This window comes from Streptomyces dangxiongensis (genome assembly GCF_003675325.1).
GTDB lineage: Bacteria > Actinomycetota > Actinomycetes > Streptomycetales > Streptomycetaceae > Streptomyces > Streptomyces dangxiongensis.
Genome location: NZ_CP033073.1, coordinates 2,655,326 through 2,674,255 on the forward strand (window position 1 = coordinate 2,655,326; position 18,930 = coordinate 2,674,255).

An 18,930-nucleotide genomic window follows, 5' to 3' on the forward strand; every position below is an offset into this window, starting at 1 on the left:
GCGGGTGGTGGCTCCTTACAGGGACTACTCGGGTGTTTCGGCCAGCGCGTGGCCCACCAGGGACAGGAGGGTCTCGATCACCGAGATCCGGCGCCGCGCGTCCATGATCATGACAGGGACGTGCGCGGGGATCGTCAGCGCCTCCCGGACGTCCTCCGGCTCGAACCGCTCGCTGTCGTCGAAGTGGTTGACGGCGACGACGTACGGCAGTGCGCAGCTCTCGAAGTAGTCCAGCGCCGGGAAGCAGTCCTTCAGGCGGCGGGTGTCCGCCAGGACCACGGCGCCTATCGCGCCGCGCACCAGGTCGTCCCACATGAACCAGAACCGCTGCTGGCCCGGCGTGCCGAACAGGTAGAGCACCAGGTCGTCGTCGAGCGTGATGCGGCCGAAGTCCATGGCCACGGTGGTGGTCAGCTTGCCGGGGGTGGCGGACAGGTCGTCGGTGCCCTCGCTGGCCTCGGTCATCAGCGCCTCGGTCTGGAGGGGCGTGATCTCCGAGACGGAGGTGACCAGGGTGGTCTTGCCGACGCCGAAGCCCCCCGCCACCACGATCTTCGTGGCGATGGGGGCCCGGGCGCGGTCCGTCTGCCAGGACTTCAGATCCTCGTCGGGCTCGGCGAAGCCGGCGACGAGGGGGATGCCTCCGACGGCGGAGGCGGCGGAGTCAGAGACGGCGGAGTCCACTCAGCACCCTTTCCAGCAACGCGCGGTCCGGGCGGCCGGTACCGTGTCCGGTCCCGGTGCCGTACACACGGATCTTTCCCTGGTCCGCGAGGTCGCTCAGGAGGACGCGGACCACGCCGAGCGGCATCTTCAGCAGCGCGGCGATCTCGGCCACCGTGCGCATACGGCGGCACAGCTCGACGATGGCCCGCATCTCCGGCATGATCCGGGTCGCGAGCGAGCCGTTCGTCAGTTCCTTGCGCTCCTCGGGGGCCTCCAGCGCGGCCACGAAGGTCTCCACGAGGAGGACGTGGCCGAACCGGGTACGGCCGCCGGTGAGCGAGTAGGGGCGGACGCGGGCGGGTTTGCGGTCGCCGCCGCGGACGGGCAGTTTCGCTGTGCCGCTCATCGGGCGCTCCCCGTCGACTGGGACTCGAGTGACTGCCGCAGCTCCGAGCGGAGTTCCGGGGTGAGGACGTGGCCGGCGCGGCCGACGAACAGCGCCATGTGGTAGGCCACCACGCTCATGTCGCACTCGGCGGAGCCGTGCACGCCGAGCAGCGAGCCGTCGCTGATCGACATCACGAACAGGCTGCCCTCCGCCATGGCGACCATCGTGTGCCTGACCCCGCCGAAGTCCATCAGCTTGGCGGCCCCGACGGTGAGGCTGCCGATGCCGGAGACGATGGTGGCGAGGTCGGCGGAGGACCCGCGGGGGCCCTTCGCCGGGCCGGTCCGGCGGGACTGCTCGGTGTGTCCGGGATCGGACGAGAGCAGCAGCAGACCGTCCGAGGAGACCACGGCGACGGACTGGATGCCGGGTACTTCCTCGACCAGGTTGGTCAGCAGCCAGTGCAGATTGCGGGCTTCGCTGCTCAGTCCGTAGGTAGTGGGCGCGGTCAACTGCTTGCCTCCTCGGCTGTGCCCCCCGTGGCTTCTGTGGTGTGTGCGGCGATCTCCGCCTCCACCTCGCGGTAGCCGGCCTCGGCTCCCCGGCGGAACCCGCCGAGCCTGCGGCGCAGGGCGTCGGCGTCGACGCTCTCGGTGCGCTGGCGGGGCGGTGCCGCGGGTGCGGTGATCCTGGGCGTGCGCTTGGGCAGGCCCTTGCTGGTGACCACCTCGGCTTCGTCCTCGGTGGGGTCGTTCGTGTCCGCACCGCCGGCGCGGGTGTCGTCGCCGGGTCGGCGCGGCGGGGCGGCCTCCGGCGCGGATCCCGGCCTCGCGGCGCCCTGCCCCGCGCTGGGCTGCGCGGTGGGGGCCGGCTCTGCGGCGCCGTGCCCGGTGGGGGCCGGCTTCGCGGGACCGTGCCCGGTCGCGTCCTGCCCGGTCGTGTCCTGCTCGGTGCCGGTCGGGTACAGGTCCGGGAGCAGCAGCTCCATCGTGGTCTCGGCGGGGGTCTCCGGCGGCGCCTTCGGCCGCGTCGGCGCATCCTCCGCGCGCCGCGGCCCGGGGGTCTCCGCCCGGGTGTGCGTCTCGGTGTCCTCGGGCTCCGACCCGGTCTCCCGCGTCTCCGCGGTCTCCGGGGTCCCCCCGCTCCCCCGCGTCTCCGCGGTCTCCCGGGTGTCCGCGCTGTCCCCGCTCTCCCGCGTCTCGCCGGTCCCCCCGGCCTTCTCCGCCGTACCGCCGGAGGCCCGGGCCGCCTTCTCCGCCAGCGCGACCAGCGGGTCGGTGTCCGCGGCGCGGCCGTGCAGGACGTTGGAGTTGGCCTCGGCGCCGGCGCCCGGCAGGGAGTAGGTGCCGGTGCCGCTCATGGAGGCGGACTGGGCGGGGAGCGCGGCCGGCGGGGCCTCGGTGAGGAGGGTGGCCGGGAGGACCACGACCGCGGCGATACCGCCCTGCTTCTGCTCGCGCAGCCGGACGCGGACGCCGTGGCGCTGGGCGAGGCGGGCGACGACGTAGAGGCCGAGGCCCAGGTTCTCGGCGCCCTCCTGGTCGTAGGGCGAGGCGGGGTCGAAGTCGGTGAGGCGGGCGTTGAGGCGGGTGAGGCGCTCCTCGGTCATGCCGATGCCCTCGTCCTGGACGGACAGCATGACCTCGCCGGATTCCAGCAGCCAGCCGGAGACCTCCACGGGCAGGTCCGGCGGCGAGAACGACGTGGCGTTCTCCATCAGCTCGGCCAGCAGGTGGGAGAGGTCGTCCGCGGCGAAGCCCACGAGGTGCGTGTGCGGGGGCAGTGCCGCGATGCGGACGCGTTCGTAGCGCTCGATCTCGCTGACCGCCGCCCGGACCACGTCGACCAGCGGGACCGGGCCGGGATGCTGCTGGACGTGCTCGGTGCCGGCGAGGACCAGGAGGTTCTCGCTGTGCCGGCGCATGACCGTGGCGAAGTGGTCCAGTTTGAAGAGCGTGGCGAGGCGTTCGGGGTCCTGTTCGCGGTCTTCCAGGCCCTCGATGACCGCGAGCTGGCGCTCCACCAGACCCAGGGTGCGCAGGGCCAGGTTGACGAAGGTGGAGCCGATGCTGGTGCGCAGCCGCTCCAGTTGGGCGGTGGACTCGGTGAGTTCGGCGTGCAGTTCCTCGCGGGCGTCGGCCATCTTCTGGCGCTGGCCCACCAGGTGCTTGCGGTCCGTCTCCAGGGTCCCGACCCGCTCGTGAAGGGTCACGGCGTGCGCGTGCAGGGCGTTGACCGAGCGGACCACCTGGGCGAACTCGTCGTTGCGGCCGGTGAAGGTGATCGGCTCCTGGGCCGCCGGGTCCTCGGCCCCGGCGAGGCGGGCGGAGCCGCGGCGCAGGACCGAGAGCGGGCGGGTGAGGGTGCGGGCCATGGCCGCGGCGATGCCGATCGCGACGAGCATCAGGACGCCGAGGACCGCCACGCGGATCTCCAGGGCGGTGACGTCGTCGTCCCGGAGCTTCGCGAGGTCCTTGGTGCGGTGTTCGTAGAGCGCGGACTCGGCGCCGCGCATGAGGTCGACGCGGGCGGAAAGGGCCGCGTCCAGCTTCTTGGTGCTGGTCGTCAGGTCACTGTCGGCGAGGGTGGGCTGGTCGGTCAGCGTGGCCAGGTACTTCTCGGCCGAGTTGACCTCCGGGCCGGTGACCGTGGAGTCGTAGGAGTCCACGGCCGCCTTGGGCGCGGTCTCGCGGAAGCCGGCGAGGGCGGCGTCGGCGCGCAGCCGGGCCTGCTGGGCGGCGACGGTGAGCGCGTCGCGCTGCCTGCCCTCCCCGTCGGTGGAGGTGGCGGCCGTGGCCGGCAGGCCGGTGGCGGGGTCGATCACCGTCTGGGAGTGGGACGGGATGTTCAGCGCGGCCAGCAGCAGGCCGCGGGCGGCGGCGGACTGCTGGACGGCGGAGTCCAGCTCGGCGAGGGCGTGGGCCCCGGAACCGGCCCGCGGGGGCGTCTGCTCGGCCAGCCGTTCGGCGAGCCGGTGCAGCGCGGTGATCGTCCCGGAGTACGCCTGGTGGGCCTGGAGGGCGGTGGTCTTGCCGGTGAGGGCGGCGCGCCGGACGGCGTCGATGCCGCCGAGGTCGGTGCGCAGGTCCGCCGGGGTGTCGGCGTCGGCGCGCAGCTCCTCGACCTGCCGGTCCACGCGGGCGCTGCGGTCCTCGGCGGGCGCCTTGGACCGGGGGCGGCCGGCCGCGATGTAGGAGGTGACCTCGTCCCGCTCGTCGGCGAGGGAGTGGGCGAGCGTGAGCGCGTCCTGGGTCCGGGCGGCGAGGGTCACCAGGTCCTGGGATTCGCTGACGTCCTGGGAGGCGGTGAGCACGGCGGGCGCGCCCGCGCCGGCCACGGCGGCGGCCACCACCGCGACGGCGACGATCAGCCGGTTGCGCACATGGGTGGGACGGCCGGTGCCCACGGGTGTCTGCGGGGCGGTCCCCGCGGGGGCCGTCTGACTGCCTGTGCGCCGAGGCCGCTTCTTCTGCACCGGTGCTCGCATTCCTGAACTCGTCTACCCAGGGCCCGGGTGGCACCCCGTCATCTCGGTGCCAAGTGGTGCGTACACCCGGTTCGTACGGTTCCCGACCCTCCCAGCGCCGGTGGGCAGTGGTCGCGCATCACCTGACCCGCCACCCGAAGGAGTGAACATCGGAGGGGAGTTGGCGGGCAAGTTCCTCCGGCCCGTGCCCGGGTCCTGCGCGGTGGGCCGGTTGGACGCGCGCGGCAGGCTTTGGCAGTATTCGCCACCACGCCTTCCCGGAGTGGATCATTACCTCCCAAATCAGGCGCCTGACCTGCGGGGTCGTGGGAAATCACCACCACTTGCCAGCCTTTGGCGGAGTGTGTGAAGGGGTCGTGCAGACTGGCCGGATGCGCACTGATCTCGTTTCCGAACCGGGCGACGCGGCCCGCCCCGACGAGGACTTCGCCGGTGTCGGCCTACCCGCCTGCGGACAGGGAGGTTGCGTCGTCGTCCTGGACGGAGTGACTCCGCCCAGCGGCGGGACGGGCTGTCTGCATTCCGTCCCCTGGTTCACCGCGCGACTGGGCGGCGCGCTGACCGAACTGACCGTTTCCGGGCGAGATCTGACGCTGTCGGAGATTCTCGCCAGGGCGATCCGGCGTACCGCCGACGCCCACACGGCCACCTGTGACCTTTCTCACCCTCGGACGCCTCAGGCAACCGTCTCCCTGGCCCGCTGGTCCGCCGCCACGGTCGAGTACCTGGTGCTGTCCGACTCCGCGCTGCTGCTGCGGGGCCCCGACGGCGCGGTCACGCCGGTCCTGGACGACCGGCTCGCCCGGCTGCCCCGTGCCGCGCTCGCCACCGAGGCCCCTGGTCGACTCGCGCCTGCGCAACCGGGAGGGCGGCTTCTTCACGGCCGCCGCCGACCCGGCCGTGACCGCCCGTGCCGTCACCGGCAGCCTGCCCCGCCGCGAGGTCCGGGCGCTGGCCGCGCTGACGGACGGCGCGACCCGCTGGACGGAGATGTTCCGGGAGGGCGACTGGGCGGCCCTGTTCGACGTGGTCGCGAAGGAGGGCGCGCGCTCACCTGGTCGACCGGGTGCGGACGCTGGAGGACGCGGACCGGGTGGAACGGGCGTTCCTCGGGCGGAGCAAGACCCACGACGACGCGACGGTGGTGTACGCGGAGCTGTGACGGGACGCCGCGGGCCGGCGGCGCGCGCGGGCCGCGCCGGCGTCACGGCGACGGCGTACCCGGGTCTTGCCGGGCCCTGCTCGCGGGCCGTGCCGTGCCGGACCGGGACGCGCCGCTTCTCCCCGTGCCCGCTACTTCTCCATGCCGCCGTTCAGCTCGTGGAGCAGTCGGGCCAGTTCGGCGACCTCGTGGCGGTCCCAGTGGGCGAGCTGGCGGACGTAGCGGGCGCGGCGCGCCTCGCGGACCGTGCCGACGCGGCGGCGGCCCTCGTCGGTGAGGGTGACGAGCCAGGCGCGGCCGTCGGCGGGGTCGGGCTTGCGGGCGATCAGGCCGAGCTCCTCCAGGGCGCGCAACTGGCGGGACATGGTGGCCTTGCCGACGCCGATGTAGGCGGCGAGTGCCGTGGCCCGCTGGCCGCCGAGTTCGTCCAGCCGGATGAGCAGGCCGTAGGCGGAGGACTCCAGGTCGGGGTGGACCGCGCGGGCCATCTCCCCCTGGCTGGCCCGGGCGCGCCGGAGCAGCACGGTCAACTCGCGTTCCAGCGCCAGGAACTCCTGGTCCGCACCACTGGGCGTCGTCTGGCCGGTGGCGCCGCACGCGCCACCGCTTCCGTCCTCGTGCACGTCAGCACCCCTGCTCGGTTTCGCTGTCCTGAAAGTTTCTGCCGTACGTCGTCATCACCGCAGCTCCGTCAGTATTTCGCAGGCGTAGACCAACGGCGTCCTCCGGACCCCCTTCCCACTCCTTATCTACGTGCGTAGCTTCTTTACGAGGCAATCAATGGCATGCCCACGCCATTGGACCGCGGTCCCCGCCCCGTCCCCCCACTTCACTCCCCTCCGGAGGCACGTCATGGCCGTGCTCAGACCCGGTTCCATCCGCTCCCCCCGCCCGCGCCCCCTCGCCGGCCTCCTGACGGCCCTGCTCGCGGCACTCTCCCTCACTCTCCCCCTCACCTCCGCGCACGCCGCGACCACGCCCAGTCGCGGCTCCGCCTACCTGGGCATCGGCGTCCTCGCCCACGACGGCCGGAACGGCACCCCCACCACCGGTGACGCCACCCAGACGGAGGGCGTGGACGTCTCCGCGTACCAGGGCAACGTCGCCTGGTCGACGCTGTGGAACAGCGGAGTGCGCTGGGCGTACACGAAGGGCACCGAGGGCACGTACTACACGAACCCGTACTTCGCCCAGCAGTACAACGGCGCGTACAACGTCGGCATGATCCGCGGCGCCTACCACTTCGCCACCCCGGACACCACCAGCGGCGCCACCCAGGCCAACTACTTCGTCGACCACGGCGGCGGCTGGTCCCGGGACGGCAGGACCCTGCCCGGCGCGCTCGACATCGAGTGGAACCCCTACGGCGCCGCCTGCTACGGCAGGACCGCGGGCCAGATGGTCAGTTGGATCGCCGACTTCGTCAACACCTACCGGGCACGCACCGGCCGGTACCCCGTCATCTACACGGCCGCCAGTTGGTGGACCCAGTGCACCGGCGACTCCGGCGCCTTCGCCGCGAACAGCCCGCTGTGGATCGCCCGCTACGCCGCGGACCCGGGGACGCTGCCGGCCGGGTGGCCGTACTACACGATGTGGCAGTACACCTCCTCCGGACCCACCGTCGGCGACCACGACAAGTTCAACGGGGCTCTGGACCGGGTCCAGGCCCTGGCCAACGGGTAGCGGTCGCCCGGCCCGGCCGCGGAACGGCACGCCGGGACACCGGGTTCCGGTCGCGGCCGGGGCCCGGGTTCCTCCCCGCCCCGCTCCGTGGCCCGTCCCTGCGTTGGTGCTCCGCGCCGCCCGGGATCATGCTGGTCAGGAGAGCCTGCCGAGCAAGGGCGAGATGAGCGGCGATGGAGCGAGAGTCGACGTACACGGCCACGGCCACCATCGATGACCGGGGCATCCTGACCGGCTGGAGCGAGGGCGCGCGGCGGCTGCTGGGCTACGACTCCCCCGCGGTCGTCGGCCGCCCCGCCACCGCGCTGCTCGCCGCCGACAGCACGGCCGTCCGGCGGGTCCTGGCCGGCCGGACCCGCTGGAACGGCACCGTCCCACTGCGCCATCAGGACGGCCGGCTCCTGGAACTGGGCGTCCTCGCCCATCGCCGGACCTCTGACAACGGCGTCACCGACTGGCTCGCGGTGAGCCCCGTGACGCCCCGGCCCCAGCCGCCCCGCGGCGAACCGCTGGAGGAGTGGACGTTCCTCCAGTCCCCCTTTCCGCTCGCGGTCTTCGACGCCGACCTGCGCCTGGTCCGCGCCAACCGCCGGCTGGAGCACGCCCTCGCCCTGCCCGAGGCGGCGATGCGCGGACTGCGTCTCACCCACATCGTGCCGGACACCGCGGGCGAGGCGGCCGACCGGTCGATGCGGCTGGCGCTGGAGTCCGGCCGGCCGCAGGAGGCGCGCGGCCGGCTCGCCCCGGACCTCGGCCGGACCACCGTCCTGACCCCGCTGAAGGACCCCGGCGGCCGGGTACGGGCCGTCTGCCTGTCCGTGCAGCAGCCCGACCAGGACTCCGCCACCCGGCAGCGCTCCTCGGCGGACTCCGCCTCGCGCGTCGGCATGGTGGCGGACCAGGCCCGCGCCGCACAGGAACTCGGCGAGGTCACGGTCCCCCGGCTCGCCGACGTCATGGCGGTCGACCTGCTGGACTCCCCGCGCGCCGGCGAGGAGGCCGGCGGGCCGGCCGATCCGGTCGTGCTGCGCCGGGCCGCCCTGCGCGCGCTGCCGGACGGAGGCGGCCCCGCCCACGGCACCGGCACCGGTACCCACGCCGGCATCGGCATCGGTGAGGCCGTCGTCTGCCCGGCGGACTCGCCGCCCGCCCAGTGCCTGGCGGCGGTCCGCCCGCTGCTGTACGACACCGCCGACCCGGCCGTCGCCGGCTGGGCCGCGCTGGACCCGGGCGCCGCCTGGCTGCAGGCGTCCGGGGCGCGCGCCCTGCTGGCGGTGCCGCTCCTCGCCCAGGGCAGCGTGCTCGGCGTGGCCCTGTTCGCCCGCCGTCCCCGGCGGGGGGCGTTCGGGCCCGAGGACCTCCGGCTCGCGGAGGAGTTCACCGCCAAGGCCGCCGCCGGCATCCAGCAGGCCCGGACCTACTCCAAGTCCCGTACGACCACGATGGCCCTCCAGCGCAGCCTGCTCCCGCACACACTGCCCGACCAGGGGGCGCTGGAGATCGCCACCCGCTATCTGCCGGCCGCCACCCGGGCCGGCGTGGGCGGGGACTGGTTCGACGTGATTCCGCTGTCCGGGGCGCGGGTTGCACTGGTCGTGGGTGACGTGGTGGGGCACGGCATGCGCGCCTCCGCCACCATGGGCCGGCTGCGCACGGCGGTACGCACCCTGGCCGACGTCGACCTGCCGGCCGACGAGCTGCTCACCCACCTCGACGACCTGGTGCTCAGACTGGCCGCCGACGAGAGCAGCGCGGACCCGGCCGGTGACACGGCCGGCGGCATCGGCACCACCTGTCTGTACGCCGTCTACGACCCGGTATCGCGTCGGTGCACCATGGCCCGGGCGGGCCATCCGCCGCCCGCCGTGGTCACCCCGGACGGCACCGTCCGCTTCGTCGACGTGCCCGCGGGGCCGCCGCTGGGGCTCGGCGGGCTGCCGTTCGAGGCGGTCGAGACCGAACTGCCCGAGGGCAGCATGCTCGCCCTCTACACCGACGGGCTGTTCGAGGCCCGCGACCATGACATCGACGAGGCGCTGGACAAGATGTTCCACGCGCTCGGCCGCCCCGCGAAGTCGCTGGAATCGGTGTGCGACCGGGTGCTCACCGAGCTGCTCAGTCACCGCCCCGACGACGACATCGCCCTGCTGGTGGCCCGCACCCGGGCGCTGCACGCGGACCGGGTCGCTTCCTGGGAACTCGACAACGAGCCCACCGTCGTCTCCGTGGCCCGCCGGTACGCCACCGAGCAGCTGACCGCCTGGGGCCTGGACGAGGCCGCGTTCCCCACGGAGCTGATGGTCAGCGAGCTGGTCACCAACGCGATCCGCTACGGCCGCCCGCCCATCCGGCTCCGGCTGATCCACCAGGACAGCAAGCTGATCTGCGAGGTGTACGACTCCAGCGGCACGACCCCGCACATGCGGCGCGCCCGGATCTTCGACGAGGGCGGCAGGGGCCTGCTGTTGGTCGCCCAGCTCGCCGAGCGCTGGGGCACCCGGCACGACCGGGTCGGCAAGACGGTGTGGGCGGAGCAGTCGCTCTGACCCCTCCACCTTCCACGACTCCGCCCCGCCGCGGGGAGCGGCGGGGCGGAGGTTTGCCGCTGGCGCGGCGGTCAGAACTTACTGGTCGGCCGTGTTGGACTGGTCGGTGCTGTTGTCGTTGGACTGGGTGCCGCTGTTGTCGGCCTGCTGGTTCGACTGGTCGGTGGAGTTGTCGTTCGACTGGTCACCGGTGCCGGTCCCGGAGCTGTTGGACTGGTCCGTCGTGTTCTTGTTGGACTGGTCGCCGCCGTCCTTCCCGGTGTTGTCGTCGGTCTGCGTGGTGCCGTTCTTGTTGGTCTGGTCGCCGCCGTCCTTACCTGTCTTGTCGTTCGTCTGCTTGGTGTCGTTCTTGTTCGACTGGTCGCCGGTACCGGAGCCCTTGTTCGACTGGTCGGTCTTGTTGTCGTTCGACTGCTTGCCGCTGCCGGAGCCCTTGTTGGACTGATCCGTCTTGTTGTCGTTCGACTGCTTGCCGCTGTCCTTCCCGGACTTGTCGTTGGTCTGCTTGGTGTCGTTCTTGTTGGACTGGTCGCCGCCGCCCTTACCTGTCTTGTCGTTGGTCTGCTTGGTGTCGTTCTTGTTGGACTGGTCGCCGCCGCCCTTGTTGGACTGGTCCGTCTTGTTGTCGTTCGACTGCTTGCCGTTGCCGGTGGACTGGTTCTGCTGGACGGTCACATTGGTGTTGTTCTGCACGGTGGTGTTGGAGGAGTGGCCGCCGCCACCGTGGCCGCCACCGCCGCCGTGGCCGGAGCCGCCGCCGTGACCGGAGCCGCCGCCGTGACCGGATTCGGAGCCGTGACCGGAACCGTGACCGGAGCCGCCACCGTGCCCGCTGCCGTGCCCGGAGGAGCCGTGTGAGTGCTTCCCGCACCACTTCTTGTGATGGTCGTGCTTGTTCTTCGCCTTGCAGCTATGGCCGTGATGGCTGTGGGAGTGCTCGGCGGCGGTAACCGCGGCCGACGTGTGCAGAGGAGCCGCGACCGCCGCGGTCGCCGGGAGAATGAGCCCTCCGCCGATCACGGCCGAGGCGATCAGCGTGGCGAGGCGGGTGCCCCGACGCTTGGGACGGTGGGCGTCACGGTTCTCAACAATGCGGTTCATGGTTTTTCCTCACTCGATGAAGGGTTTTTCGCCGAAGTCCGGCATTTACGGAGAAGGAATTCCTGGACTGGATTTCCGTTTCCTGCGGTTCGTTTTCCTGGCCGCACTTCAAGTAAGCCAAAACGGGCAGCCCGGGTCATGCTCCGAGGACTCGGGACTTGTCAGTGCGAAATGTGTCTGGTAGTGGGGGCTAAGCCGCGCCCACGCGTGATGCCGGTCCGGCGGGCGCCCCGGGGAAGACGGGTCCGGCCCACGCCGGAGGCCCGGGCACCGCCACCCGGTCCGCGCCGGGTTCCGTGCCGGGATCGGGGCGGGGTTCCGTGCCGGGGTCGGGGCAGGCGGCGCCCACGCGCATGTCCACCAGCGTCGGCGTACGGCCGCGCGGGCCGACCGCGCCGACGGCCGTGCGCAGGGCCGCCACGAACTCCATACAGGTGTCGTGGCGGTCGTCCGGGACCTTGGCCAGGGCCCGGAGCATTACCTCGTCGGCGTCGGCCGGGATGTCCGGCCGCTGCTCGCTGAGGGCGGGAGGCGTGTCGCATTGGTGGGCCCAGAGCAGCTCGACGTGGTCCTCCCGCTGGAAGGGCGGGGCGCCCGTCAGGGTCTCTTGGACGACACAGGCGAGGCTGTAGAGGTCGGACCTGCCGTCGACCGGGCGGCCGGTGAACCGCTCGGGCGCCACGTAGTCCAGCGTGCCGACGAACTCTCCCACGTTGGTGAACCCGGTCAGCGACAGGGATTTCTTCGCCAGGCCGAAGTCGGCGAGATAGACGTGCTCGGGGTGGTCGCTGTCGATGCCCTCGGCGACCAGGACGTTGCCGGGCTTGACGTCCCGGTGGACCAGGTCGCGCGCGTGCGCCGCGTCGAGGGCGGAGGCGAGCTGGGCGGCGATGCGCAGCGCCATCGGCACCGGCAGGGGGCCCTCGCGGTCGATCAGGGCGCGCAGGTCCAGGCCGGCGACGAAGCACATGGCGATGTAGAGGATGCCGTCGGCCTCGCCGGCCTCGAAGACGGGCACGATGTTCGGGTGGTCGATGGCGGCGGCCACCCGGGACTCCTGGGCGAAGCGGCTGCGGAAGGCCTCGTTGCGGGTGTATTCGGGGGCGAGGAGCTTGAGGGCGACCGTGCGGCCGAGGCGCAGGTCCTTGGCGCAGTAGACGACGGCCATGCCGCCCCGGCCGAGTTCGCGCTCCACCCGGTAGCCCGCGATCTCCGCCCCGATCAGGCCGGACGGGGTTGTGGGCGGCCAACTGGCTCTCTTGGGCGCCGTGTTCATCGAGACACCACCCTCACCCCGGTCCGCTGCGGAGGGCTGGCTCCTGTCTGCATCCTACCGAGCGCTCCCGGTGTGCGCCCGGCCGGAGACCGGGCAGGGCGAGGGCCCGGACCTCCCTCACGGAGGTCCGGGCCCTGTGTGGCGCCGTGGGGCGGGCGGGAGCCCGGCGGACACGGCGCGGCCCTGCCGAGGCGTCCGTCACGCCGCCACGGGCACCTCCGGCGCCGCCCCGTCCACGGCGGGCGCGAGCGCCAGCTCCAGGACCTGGCGGACGTCGGTCACGGGGTGGACGTCCAGCTTGTCCAGCACCTCGGCCGGGACGTCGTCCAGGTCGGGCTCGTTGCGCTTGGGGATGATCACGGTGGTCACCCCGGCGCGGTGGGCGGCGAGGAGCTTCTGCTTCACCCCGCCGATGGGCAGTACCCGGCCGGTCAGCGAGACCTCGCCGGTCATGGCGACGTCCGTGCGGACCAGGCGGCCGGAGAGCAGCGAGGCGAGTGCCGTGGTCATCGTGATGCCCGCGCTCGGGCCGTCCTTCGGGACCGCCCCCGCCGGGAAGTGGATGTGCACGCCCCGGTCCTTGAGGTCGGCCACCGGCAGCTCCAGTTCGGCGCCGTGGCTGCGCAGGAAGCTCAGCGCGATCTGCGCCGACTCCTTCATCACGTCACCGAGCTGTCCGGTGAGGGTCAGGCCCGCGCCGCCGGTCTCCGGGTCGGCGAGGGACGCCTCCACGAAGAGCACGTCGCCGCCGGCGCCGGTGACCGCGAGGCCGGTCGCCACGCCGGGCACGGCCGTACGGCGCTCGGCCGGGTCCTGGGCGGACTCGGGCACGTGGTGCGGCCGGCCGATCAGCTCGCGCAGGTCGCCGTCCGTCACGGTGAACGGCAGTTCCCGCTCGCCCAGTTCGTGCTGGGCGGCGATCTTGCGCAGCAGCCGGGCGATGGACCGCTCCAGGGTCCGCACGCCCGCCTCGCGGGTGTACTCGCCGGCGAGCCTGCGCAGCGCGCTCTCGTCGAGCGTGACCTCGTCCCCGTGCAGGCCGGCCCTCTCCAGTTGGCGCGGGAGCAGGTGGTCGCGGGCGATGACGACCTTCTCGTCCTCGGTGTAGCCGTCCAGCCGGACGATCTCCATACGGTCGGCGAGCGCCTCCGGGATGGCCTCCAGGACGTTGGCGGTGGCGAGGAAGACCACGTCCGACAGGTCCAGCTCGACCTCCAGGTAGTGATCCCGGAAGGTGTGGTTCTGCGCCGGATCCAGCACCTCCAGGAGGGCCGCCGCCGGGTCGCCGCGGAAGTCCGAGCCCACCTTGTCGATCTCGTCGAGCAGAACCACCGGGTTCATGGACCCGGCCTCCTTGACGGCCCGCACGATGCGGCCGGGCAGCGCGCCGACGTACGTACGGCGGTGGCCGCGGATCTCCGCCTCGTCACGGACGCCGCCGAGGGCGACGCGGACGAACGTGCGTCCCATGGCGTGGGCGACCGACTGGCCGAGCGAGGTCTTGCCGACCCCCGGCGGACCTACGAGCGCGAGCACGGCACCGCCGCGCCGCCCGCCGATCACACCGAGCCCCCGGTCACCGCGCCGCTTGCGCACGGCCAGGTACTCGGTGATGCGCTCCTTGACGTCCTCCAGGCCGGCGTGCTCGGCGTCCAGCACGGCCTTGGCGCCCCGGATGTCGTAGGCGTCCTCGGTCCGCTCGTTCCACGGCATCTCCAGGACGGTGTCCAGCCAGGTGCGGATCCAGGACCCCTCGGGCGACTGGTCGGAGGCGCGCTCCAGCTTGTCGACCTCCTTCAGGGCGGCCTCGCGCACCTTCTCGGGCAGGTCGGCGGCCTCCACGCGGGCGCGGTAGTCGTCGGACTCCTCGGCGGAATCCTTGCCGTTCCCGCCGTTCAGCTCGCGCAGTTCCTTGCGGACGGCCTCGAGCTGGCGGCGCAGCAGGAATTCGCGCTGCTGCTTGTCGACGCCCTCCTGGACGTCCTTGGCGATGGTCTCGGCCACGTCCTGCTCGGCGAGGTGGTCGCGGAGCTGCTGGGTGGCGAGCCGGAGCCGGGCCACCGGGTCGGCGGTCTCCAGCAGGGCGACCTTCTGGTCGGTCGTGAGGAAGGGCGAGTAGCCGGAGTTGTCGGCGAGCGCGGCCACGTCGTCGATGGCCTGGACGCGGTCCACGACCTGCCAGGCGCCGCGCTTCTTCAGCCACGTGGTGGCGAGCGCCTTGTACTCCTTGACCAGTTCGGTGACGTGGCCCGGCAGCGGCTCGGGCACGCTCTCCTGGATCCGGGCGCCCTCGACCCACAGCGGCGCGCCTGGGCCGGTGGTGCCGGCGCCGATGCGCACCCGGCTCCGGCCGCGGATCAGGGCTCCGGGGTCACCGTCGGCCAGCCGGCCGACCTGCTCGACCGTGCCGAGGACGCCGGTGCCGGCGTACGTGCCGTCGATGCGCGGGACCAGCAGCACCGTGGGCTTGCCGGGTTCCGGCGCGGCGGCCTGCGCGGCCTCCACCGCGGCCCGCACCTCGGCGTCACTCAGGTCCAGCGGAACGACCATGCCGGGCAGCACGACCTCGTCGTCGAGCGGCAGCAGCGGCAGGTTGAGCGTGAACGCCGGTGACTCAGCAGCCATGATCTCCCCTTCGGCAGTCAACTTGAGCTATGCCGACTCAATGTTCGGGCTGCCCCGGATGTTCCCGGCCGTGTGTTCGCCGTGAGCGATCACGGAATCGGTGCAGGTGGGGACGGTCCCGGGCCGCTCAGGCCGGCCGGTGCGGGCGCCGGAGCAGCGGCCAGGCGGCCACGCCGGTCGCCAGGGCGATGAGGTGCCCCCAGTTGGTCAGGGGGTCCGCGTAGGCGTACAGGTCGCCCAGGAGCGCTCCGGCCACCGGCACCAGCAGGGGCCAGCGGAGCCAGGGGCCGAGCAGGCCGGCCAGCGCGCCGATGCTGGCGGCGACGCCGAAGCTGATGCCGTAGTCGAGGCGGTGCAGGGAGGTCGGGGGCAGGTGTCCGGCCAGGACGGCGAGGCCGACGGGGACCTCGGTGGCGAGGGTGGCCAGGACGTGGCCGGCCAGGAAGACGCAGGCGGCCCGCATCCCGCCCGTGCGCCGTTCCAGCGCGGTGAGCACCAGGACGAACGCGACGGCGTACGGCGAGACGATCCCGCCCGCGATCCACAGTGCGCTCGCCGCCAGCACCGGCAGGGGCGTGCGTATCAGATGGGCGACGTCCGTGCTGGAGCCCTGGTGGAGGGCGTGCACCAGGGCGGGGGCAGCCATGGCCGCGATCACGGAGGTGACGGCCAGGACGGTCGCGTAGGCGAAGGTGAACGGGGTGCCGGCCGGGGTGGGCAGCAGGTGCCAGGGCCGTACGGCAGGTCCGGGCGGACGCGCGGGGACCGGGGCCGGGGCGGACACCGCCGTGACGCCGCGCTGGCGGGGCACGCCGTCCAGCAGGCCGGTGGCCGGCGAGGGCGGGACGGCGGCGGAGCCGCCGCGAAGGGGCGGGCCCGGCAGCGGCGGGGACGCGGCCGTCGCAGGGCCTTTCGTGATCCGTTCCACGGTGCGGCACTCCTTCCGTCCCGCTCCACCCTTGGGGTCCGGCGGGCCGCTGTCCATGACCGGGGCCACGCGGGAGCCGATTCACAGCAACCTCTCACGCCCCGGTCGCGTCCGTACACCGTCCTCCCGGTGCCGGCCGTCGCGCCGTCCGCAATTCCCGTGAAGGGCAGACCCGATTGGGCCAGGATGGGGCCATGACCGACCTGTACGACTCTCCCTTGGTCCTGGACCGGCGCGACGGCCCGTACGGAGAGGTGGTGCTGCGCAGGCACGGCCCGCTGCTGCAGATCATCGCCAACGGATGCTTCCTGATGGACACCTCCGACGGCCGCTCGGAGCGGTTGCTGGTCGACGCCGCCCGGGCCGCGCTGGACGTGCGGCCCGAGCCGGCTGTGCTGATCGGGGGGCTGGGCGTGGGATTCTCGCTCGCACACGCGGCGGCCGATCCGGGGTGGGGACGGATCACCGTGGTGGAGCGGGAGCCCGCCGTCATCGGCTGGCACCGGCGGGGGCCGCTGGCCGAGGTGTCCGGCGGCGCGCTCGCCGACCGGCGCACCACGATCGTGGAAGCGGATCTGGTGGCTTACGTCAATGAGACATCGGACACGTTCGACGCGCTGTGTCTCGACATCGACAACGGGCCCGGCTGGACCGTCACGGAGGACAACGACAGCCTTTACTCACCGGCCGGACTCGCGGCGTGCGCAAGGGTGTTGAAACCCGGCGGGGTGCTGGCCGTGTGGTCCGCGCAGCCCTCTCCGGAATTTGAAGGAACCTTGCGGAATGCCGGATTCCGGCAGGTGCGTACCGAAGAGGTGCCCGTTGCCCGGGGCGTTCCGGACGCTGTGCACCTCGCCGTCCGGCCTGGATAGCGACAGCCCGGCGAGTCCCCGTAATGTGCTGCCCTGACGCGGATCATTCAAGCGTCAAACGCAGACATGGGATCACCCCACGGATTCCGGAAAGCAACAACAGGGGCGGGCGATGGAGCAGACACACACCTCCCAGAGCGGCGCGGCGACGACCACCCCGGGCGCACAGCGCCGGGTGCTGGTCGTCGAGGACGACCTCACGATCGTCGACGCCATCGCGGCCCGGCTCCGTGCCGAGGGATTCCTGGTGCAGACGGCGGCCGACGGTCCCGCCGCCGTCGACACGGCCGAGGCCTGGCAGCCCGACCTGCTGATCCTCGACATCATGCTGCCCGGCTTCGACGGGCTGGAGGTCTGCCGGCGCGTGCAGGCCCAGCGCCCGGTGCCGGTGCTCATGCTCACCGCGCGGGACGACGAGACCGACATGCTGGTCGGGCTCGGCGTCGGCGCCGACGACTACATGACCAAGCCGTTCTCGATGCGGGAACTGGCGGCACGCGTGCACGTGCTGCTGCGCCGGGTGGAGCGGGCGACGATCGCCGCCGCCACCCCGCGCTCCGGCATACTGCGCCTCGGCGAGCTGGAGATCGACCACGCGCAGCGCCGGGTCCGGGTGAAGGCGGAGGACGTCCATCTGACGCCGACCGAGTTCGACCTGCTGGTGTGCCTGGCGAACACCCCCCGCGCGGTGCTCTCCCGGGAACAGCTACTGGCCGAGGTCTGGGACTGGGCGGACGCCTCCGGCACCCGCACGGTCGACAGCCACATCAAGGCGCTGCGCCGGAAGATCGGTGCCGAGCGGATCCGTACGGTGCACGGTGTGGGCTACGCGCTGGAGACGCCGGCGCCATGAGCGGTGACGGGCGCCAGGCCGTGCGGAGGAGCCGCCGGCTCTCCGGTGGGGAACCCTGGGGCGGCGTGCGCCCGTTCTCGATCAAGACCAAGCTGGGCGCGCTGGTCGTCATCGCGGTGCTGATCACCACGGGGCTGTCGATCGTCGCCGTGCACACCAAGACGGAGCTGCGCTTCATCACGGTGTTCTCGATGATCGCCACCCTGCTCATCACCCAGTTCGTGGCGCACTCGCTCACCATGCCGCTGGACGAGATGAACGCGGTGGCCCGCTCCATCTCGCACGGCGACTACACGCGCCGCGTGAAGGAGAACCGCCGGGACGAACTCGGCAACCTGGCCGAGACGATCAACGTCATGGCCGACGAGCTGGAGGCCCAGGACAGCCAGCGCAAGGAGCTGGTGGCGAACGTCTCGCACGAGCTGCGCACCCCGATCGCGGGCCTGCGCGCGGTGCTGGAGAACATCGTCGACGGGGTGACCGAGCCCGACCAGGAGACGATGCGGACGGCCCTGAAGCAGACCGAGCGGCTCGGCCGGCTGGTGGAGACCCTGCTGGACCTCTCCCGGCTCGACAACGGCGTCGTACCGCTGAAGCTGCGGCGGTTCGAGGTGTGGCCGTACCTCTCGGGCGTACTCAAGGAGGCCAACATGGTCGCCTCCGCGCGCGCGGGCATCGCCTCCGGCTCCGGCAGCCACACGCGGACGGACGTCCATCTGCACCTCGACGTCTCACCGCCGGAGCTGACCGCGCACGCGGACCCCGAGCGCCTCCACCAGGTCGTCGCCAACCTCATCGACAACGCGGTCAAGCACAGCCCGCCGCACGGCCGCGTGACCGTGAAGGCGCGGCGCGGTCCGCAGCCGGAGTCGCTGGAGCTGGAGATCCTGGACGAGGGTCCCGGCATCCCCCGGTCGGAGTGGCACCGGGTGTTCGAGCGGTTCAACCGCGGAGCGGTGACCCGGCCGCACGGACCGGGCAGCGACGGCGGTACGGGGCTGGGGCTGGCGATCGCCCGATGGGCCGTCGATCTGCACCGCGGCCGGATCGGTGTGGCCGAATCCGAGCGGGGCTGCCGGATCATCGTCACTCTTCCGGGCCTGACTTCCGCCACGAGTTGACGTAGGGTCCGAACCGGAAGCACAAGATCCACGACGGTCGGCGCCGCTCGGCGCGGCCGGACCCGTGCGATCGGGAGCAGGCCCGCGCCACCCGTCGAACGAAGACGCGCAGGGCCCCGGCCGGTGCACCCTCCCACATGCGGAACCACGCTTGTTGCCCGCCATTTCAAGCCCCGAAACAAGATTTCCGATGTGACTTACGCGACGATGAACGGGCCC

Annotated in this window: 14 protein-coding genes and 1 pseudogene; 6 read left to right on the forward strand and 9 right to left on the reverse strand. The window is 72.6% G+C overall.

Features of this window, described 5'->3' with window-relative positions; translation table 11 throughout:
- Window positions 1-24: 24 nt before the first annotated feature.
- Genes D9753_RS11590 through D9753_RS11605 form a run of 4 tightly spaced genes read right to left on the reverse strand, consistent with a single transcriptional unit; the run spans window position 25 to window position 4,529 of the window.
- The gene (locus D9753_RS11590) at window positions 25-684 is read right to left on the reverse strand and encodes a GTP-binding protein (protein ID WP_121786944.1); all 660 of its coding nucleotides are present in this window, start codon (window positions 682-684) and stop codon (window positions 25-27) included.
- A complete protein-coding gene (locus D9753_RS11595; RefSeq protein ID WP_121786945.1) occupies window positions 665-1,072 on the reverse strand; it encodes a DUF742 domain-containing protein in 408 nt (135 codons plus the stop codon). Before D9753_RS11595 ends, D9753_RS11590 begins: the two co-directional genes overlap by 20 nt.
- Window positions 1,069-1,566 (reverse strand): roadblock/LC7 domain-containing protein, encoded by a 498-nt coding sequence (locus D9753_RS11600; protein ID WP_121786946.1) that lies wholly within the window; start codon window positions 1,564-1,566, stop codon window positions 1,069-1,071. The genes D9753_RS11595 and D9753_RS11600 overlap by 4 nt, the downstream gene beginning before the upstream one ends.
- Window positions 1,563-4,529: a sensor histidine kinase gene (locus D9753_RS11605; RefSeq protein WP_240468113.1), complete on the reverse strand. Its 2,967-nt coding sequence runs from the start codon at window positions 4,527-4,529 to the stop codon at window positions 1,563-1,565. The genes D9753_RS11600 and D9753_RS11605 overlap by 4 nt, the downstream gene beginning before the upstream one ends.
- 383 nt (window positions 4,530-4,912) lie before the next feature.
- Between D9753_RS11605 and D9753_RS11610 the strand changes: the two are divergent.
- Window positions 4,913-5,703 (forward strand): annotated as a pseudogene (locus D9753_RS11610) (protein phosphatase 2C domain-containing protein).
- Window positions 5,704-5,834: 131 nt separating this feature from the next.
- On the opposite strand, the gene D9753_RS11615 reads toward D9753_RS11610, so the two are convergent.
- The gene (locus D9753_RS11615) at window positions 5,835-6,326 is read right to left on the reverse strand and encodes a MarR family winged helix-turn-helix transcriptional regulator (RefSeq protein ID WP_121786948.1); all 492 of its coding nucleotides are present in this window, start codon (window positions 6,324-6,326) and stop codon (window positions 5,835-5,837) included.
- 229 nt (window positions 6,327-6,555) lie between these two features.
- Between D9753_RS11615 and D9753_RS11620 the strand changes: the two genes are divergently transcribed.
- Both D9753_RS11620 and D9753_RS11625 read left to right on the forward strand, forming a co-directional pair.
- Window positions 6,556-7,389, forward strand: a complete 834-nt coding sequence (locus D9753_RS11620; RefSeq protein ID WP_121786949.1) for a lysozyme — start codon at window positions 6,556-6,558, stop codon at window positions 7,387-7,389.
- 173 nt (window positions 7,390-7,562) lie between these two features.
- Window positions 7,563-9,935: a SpoIIE family protein phosphatase gene (locus D9753_RS11625; protein ID WP_121786950.1), complete on the forward strand. Its 2,373-nt coding sequence runs from the start codon at window positions 7,563-7,565 to the stop codon at window positions 9,933-9,935.
- 78 nt (window positions 9,936-10,013) lie between these two features.
- On the opposite strand, the gene D9753_RS36490 is transcribed toward D9753_RS11625, so the two are convergent.
- The 4 genes from D9753_RS36490 to D9753_RS11650 form a co-directional block, all read right to left on the reverse strand.
- Window positions 10,014-11,036 (reverse strand): hypothetical protein, encoded by a 1,023-nt coding sequence (locus tag D9753_RS36490; RefSeq protein WP_163010678.1) that lies wholly within the window; start codon window positions 11,034-11,036, stop codon window positions 10,014-10,016.
- Between the two features lie 190 nt (window positions 11,037-11,226).
- Window positions 11,227-12,312, reverse strand: a complete 1,086-nt coding sequence (locus D9753_RS11640) for a serine/threonine-protein kinase (RefSeq protein ID WP_121786952.1) — start codon at window positions 12,310-12,312, stop codon at window positions 11,227-11,229.
- A 198-nt stretch (window positions 12,313-12,510) separates the two neighbouring features.
- Complete coding sequence (lon, locus tag D9753_RS11645; RefSeq protein WP_121786953.1) at window positions 12,511-14,937, reverse strand: endopeptidase La; 2,427 nt, start codon at window positions 14,935-14,937, stop codon at window positions 12,511-12,513.
- Window positions 14,938-15,064: 127 nt separating this feature from the next.
- Window positions 15,065-15,865 carry a rhomboid-like protein gene (locus D9753_RS11650; RefSeq protein ID WP_121786954.1) on the reverse strand — a complete coding sequence of 267 codons (801 nt, stop codon included), beginning with the start codon at window positions 15,863-15,865 and terminating at the stop codon, window positions 15,065-15,067.
- 194 nt (window positions 15,866-16,059) lie between these two features.
- On the opposite strand from D9753_RS11650, the gene D9753_RS11655 reads away from it, so the two are divergent.
- The 3 genes from D9753_RS11655 to D9753_RS11665 all read left to right on the forward strand — a co-directional run bounded on the left by D9753_RS11655 (window position 16,060) and on the right by D9753_RS11665 (window position 18,711).
- Window positions 16,060-16,737 carry a spermine/spermidine synthase domain-containing protein gene (locus D9753_RS11655; protein WP_121786955.1) on the forward strand — a complete coding sequence of 226 codons (678 nt, stop codon included), beginning with the start codon at window positions 16,060-16,062 and terminating at the stop codon, window positions 16,735-16,737.
- A 112-nt stretch (window positions 16,738-16,849) separates the two neighbouring features.
- Window positions 16,850-17,590 carry a response regulator transcription factor gene (locus tag D9753_RS11660; RefSeq protein WP_121786956.1) on the forward strand — a complete coding sequence of 247 codons (741 nt, stop codon included), beginning with the start codon at window positions 16,850-16,852 and terminating at the stop codon, window positions 17,588-17,590.
- Window positions 17,587-18,711 carry a HAMP domain-containing sensor histidine kinase gene (locus D9753_RS11665; protein WP_121786957.1) on the forward strand — a complete coding sequence of 375 codons (1,125 nt, stop codon included), beginning with the start codon at window positions 17,587-17,589 and terminating at the stop codon, window positions 18,709-18,711. The genes D9753_RS11660 and D9753_RS11665 overlap by 4 nt, the downstream gene beginning before the upstream one ends.
- Window positions 18,712-18,930 lie beyond the last annotated feature (219 nt).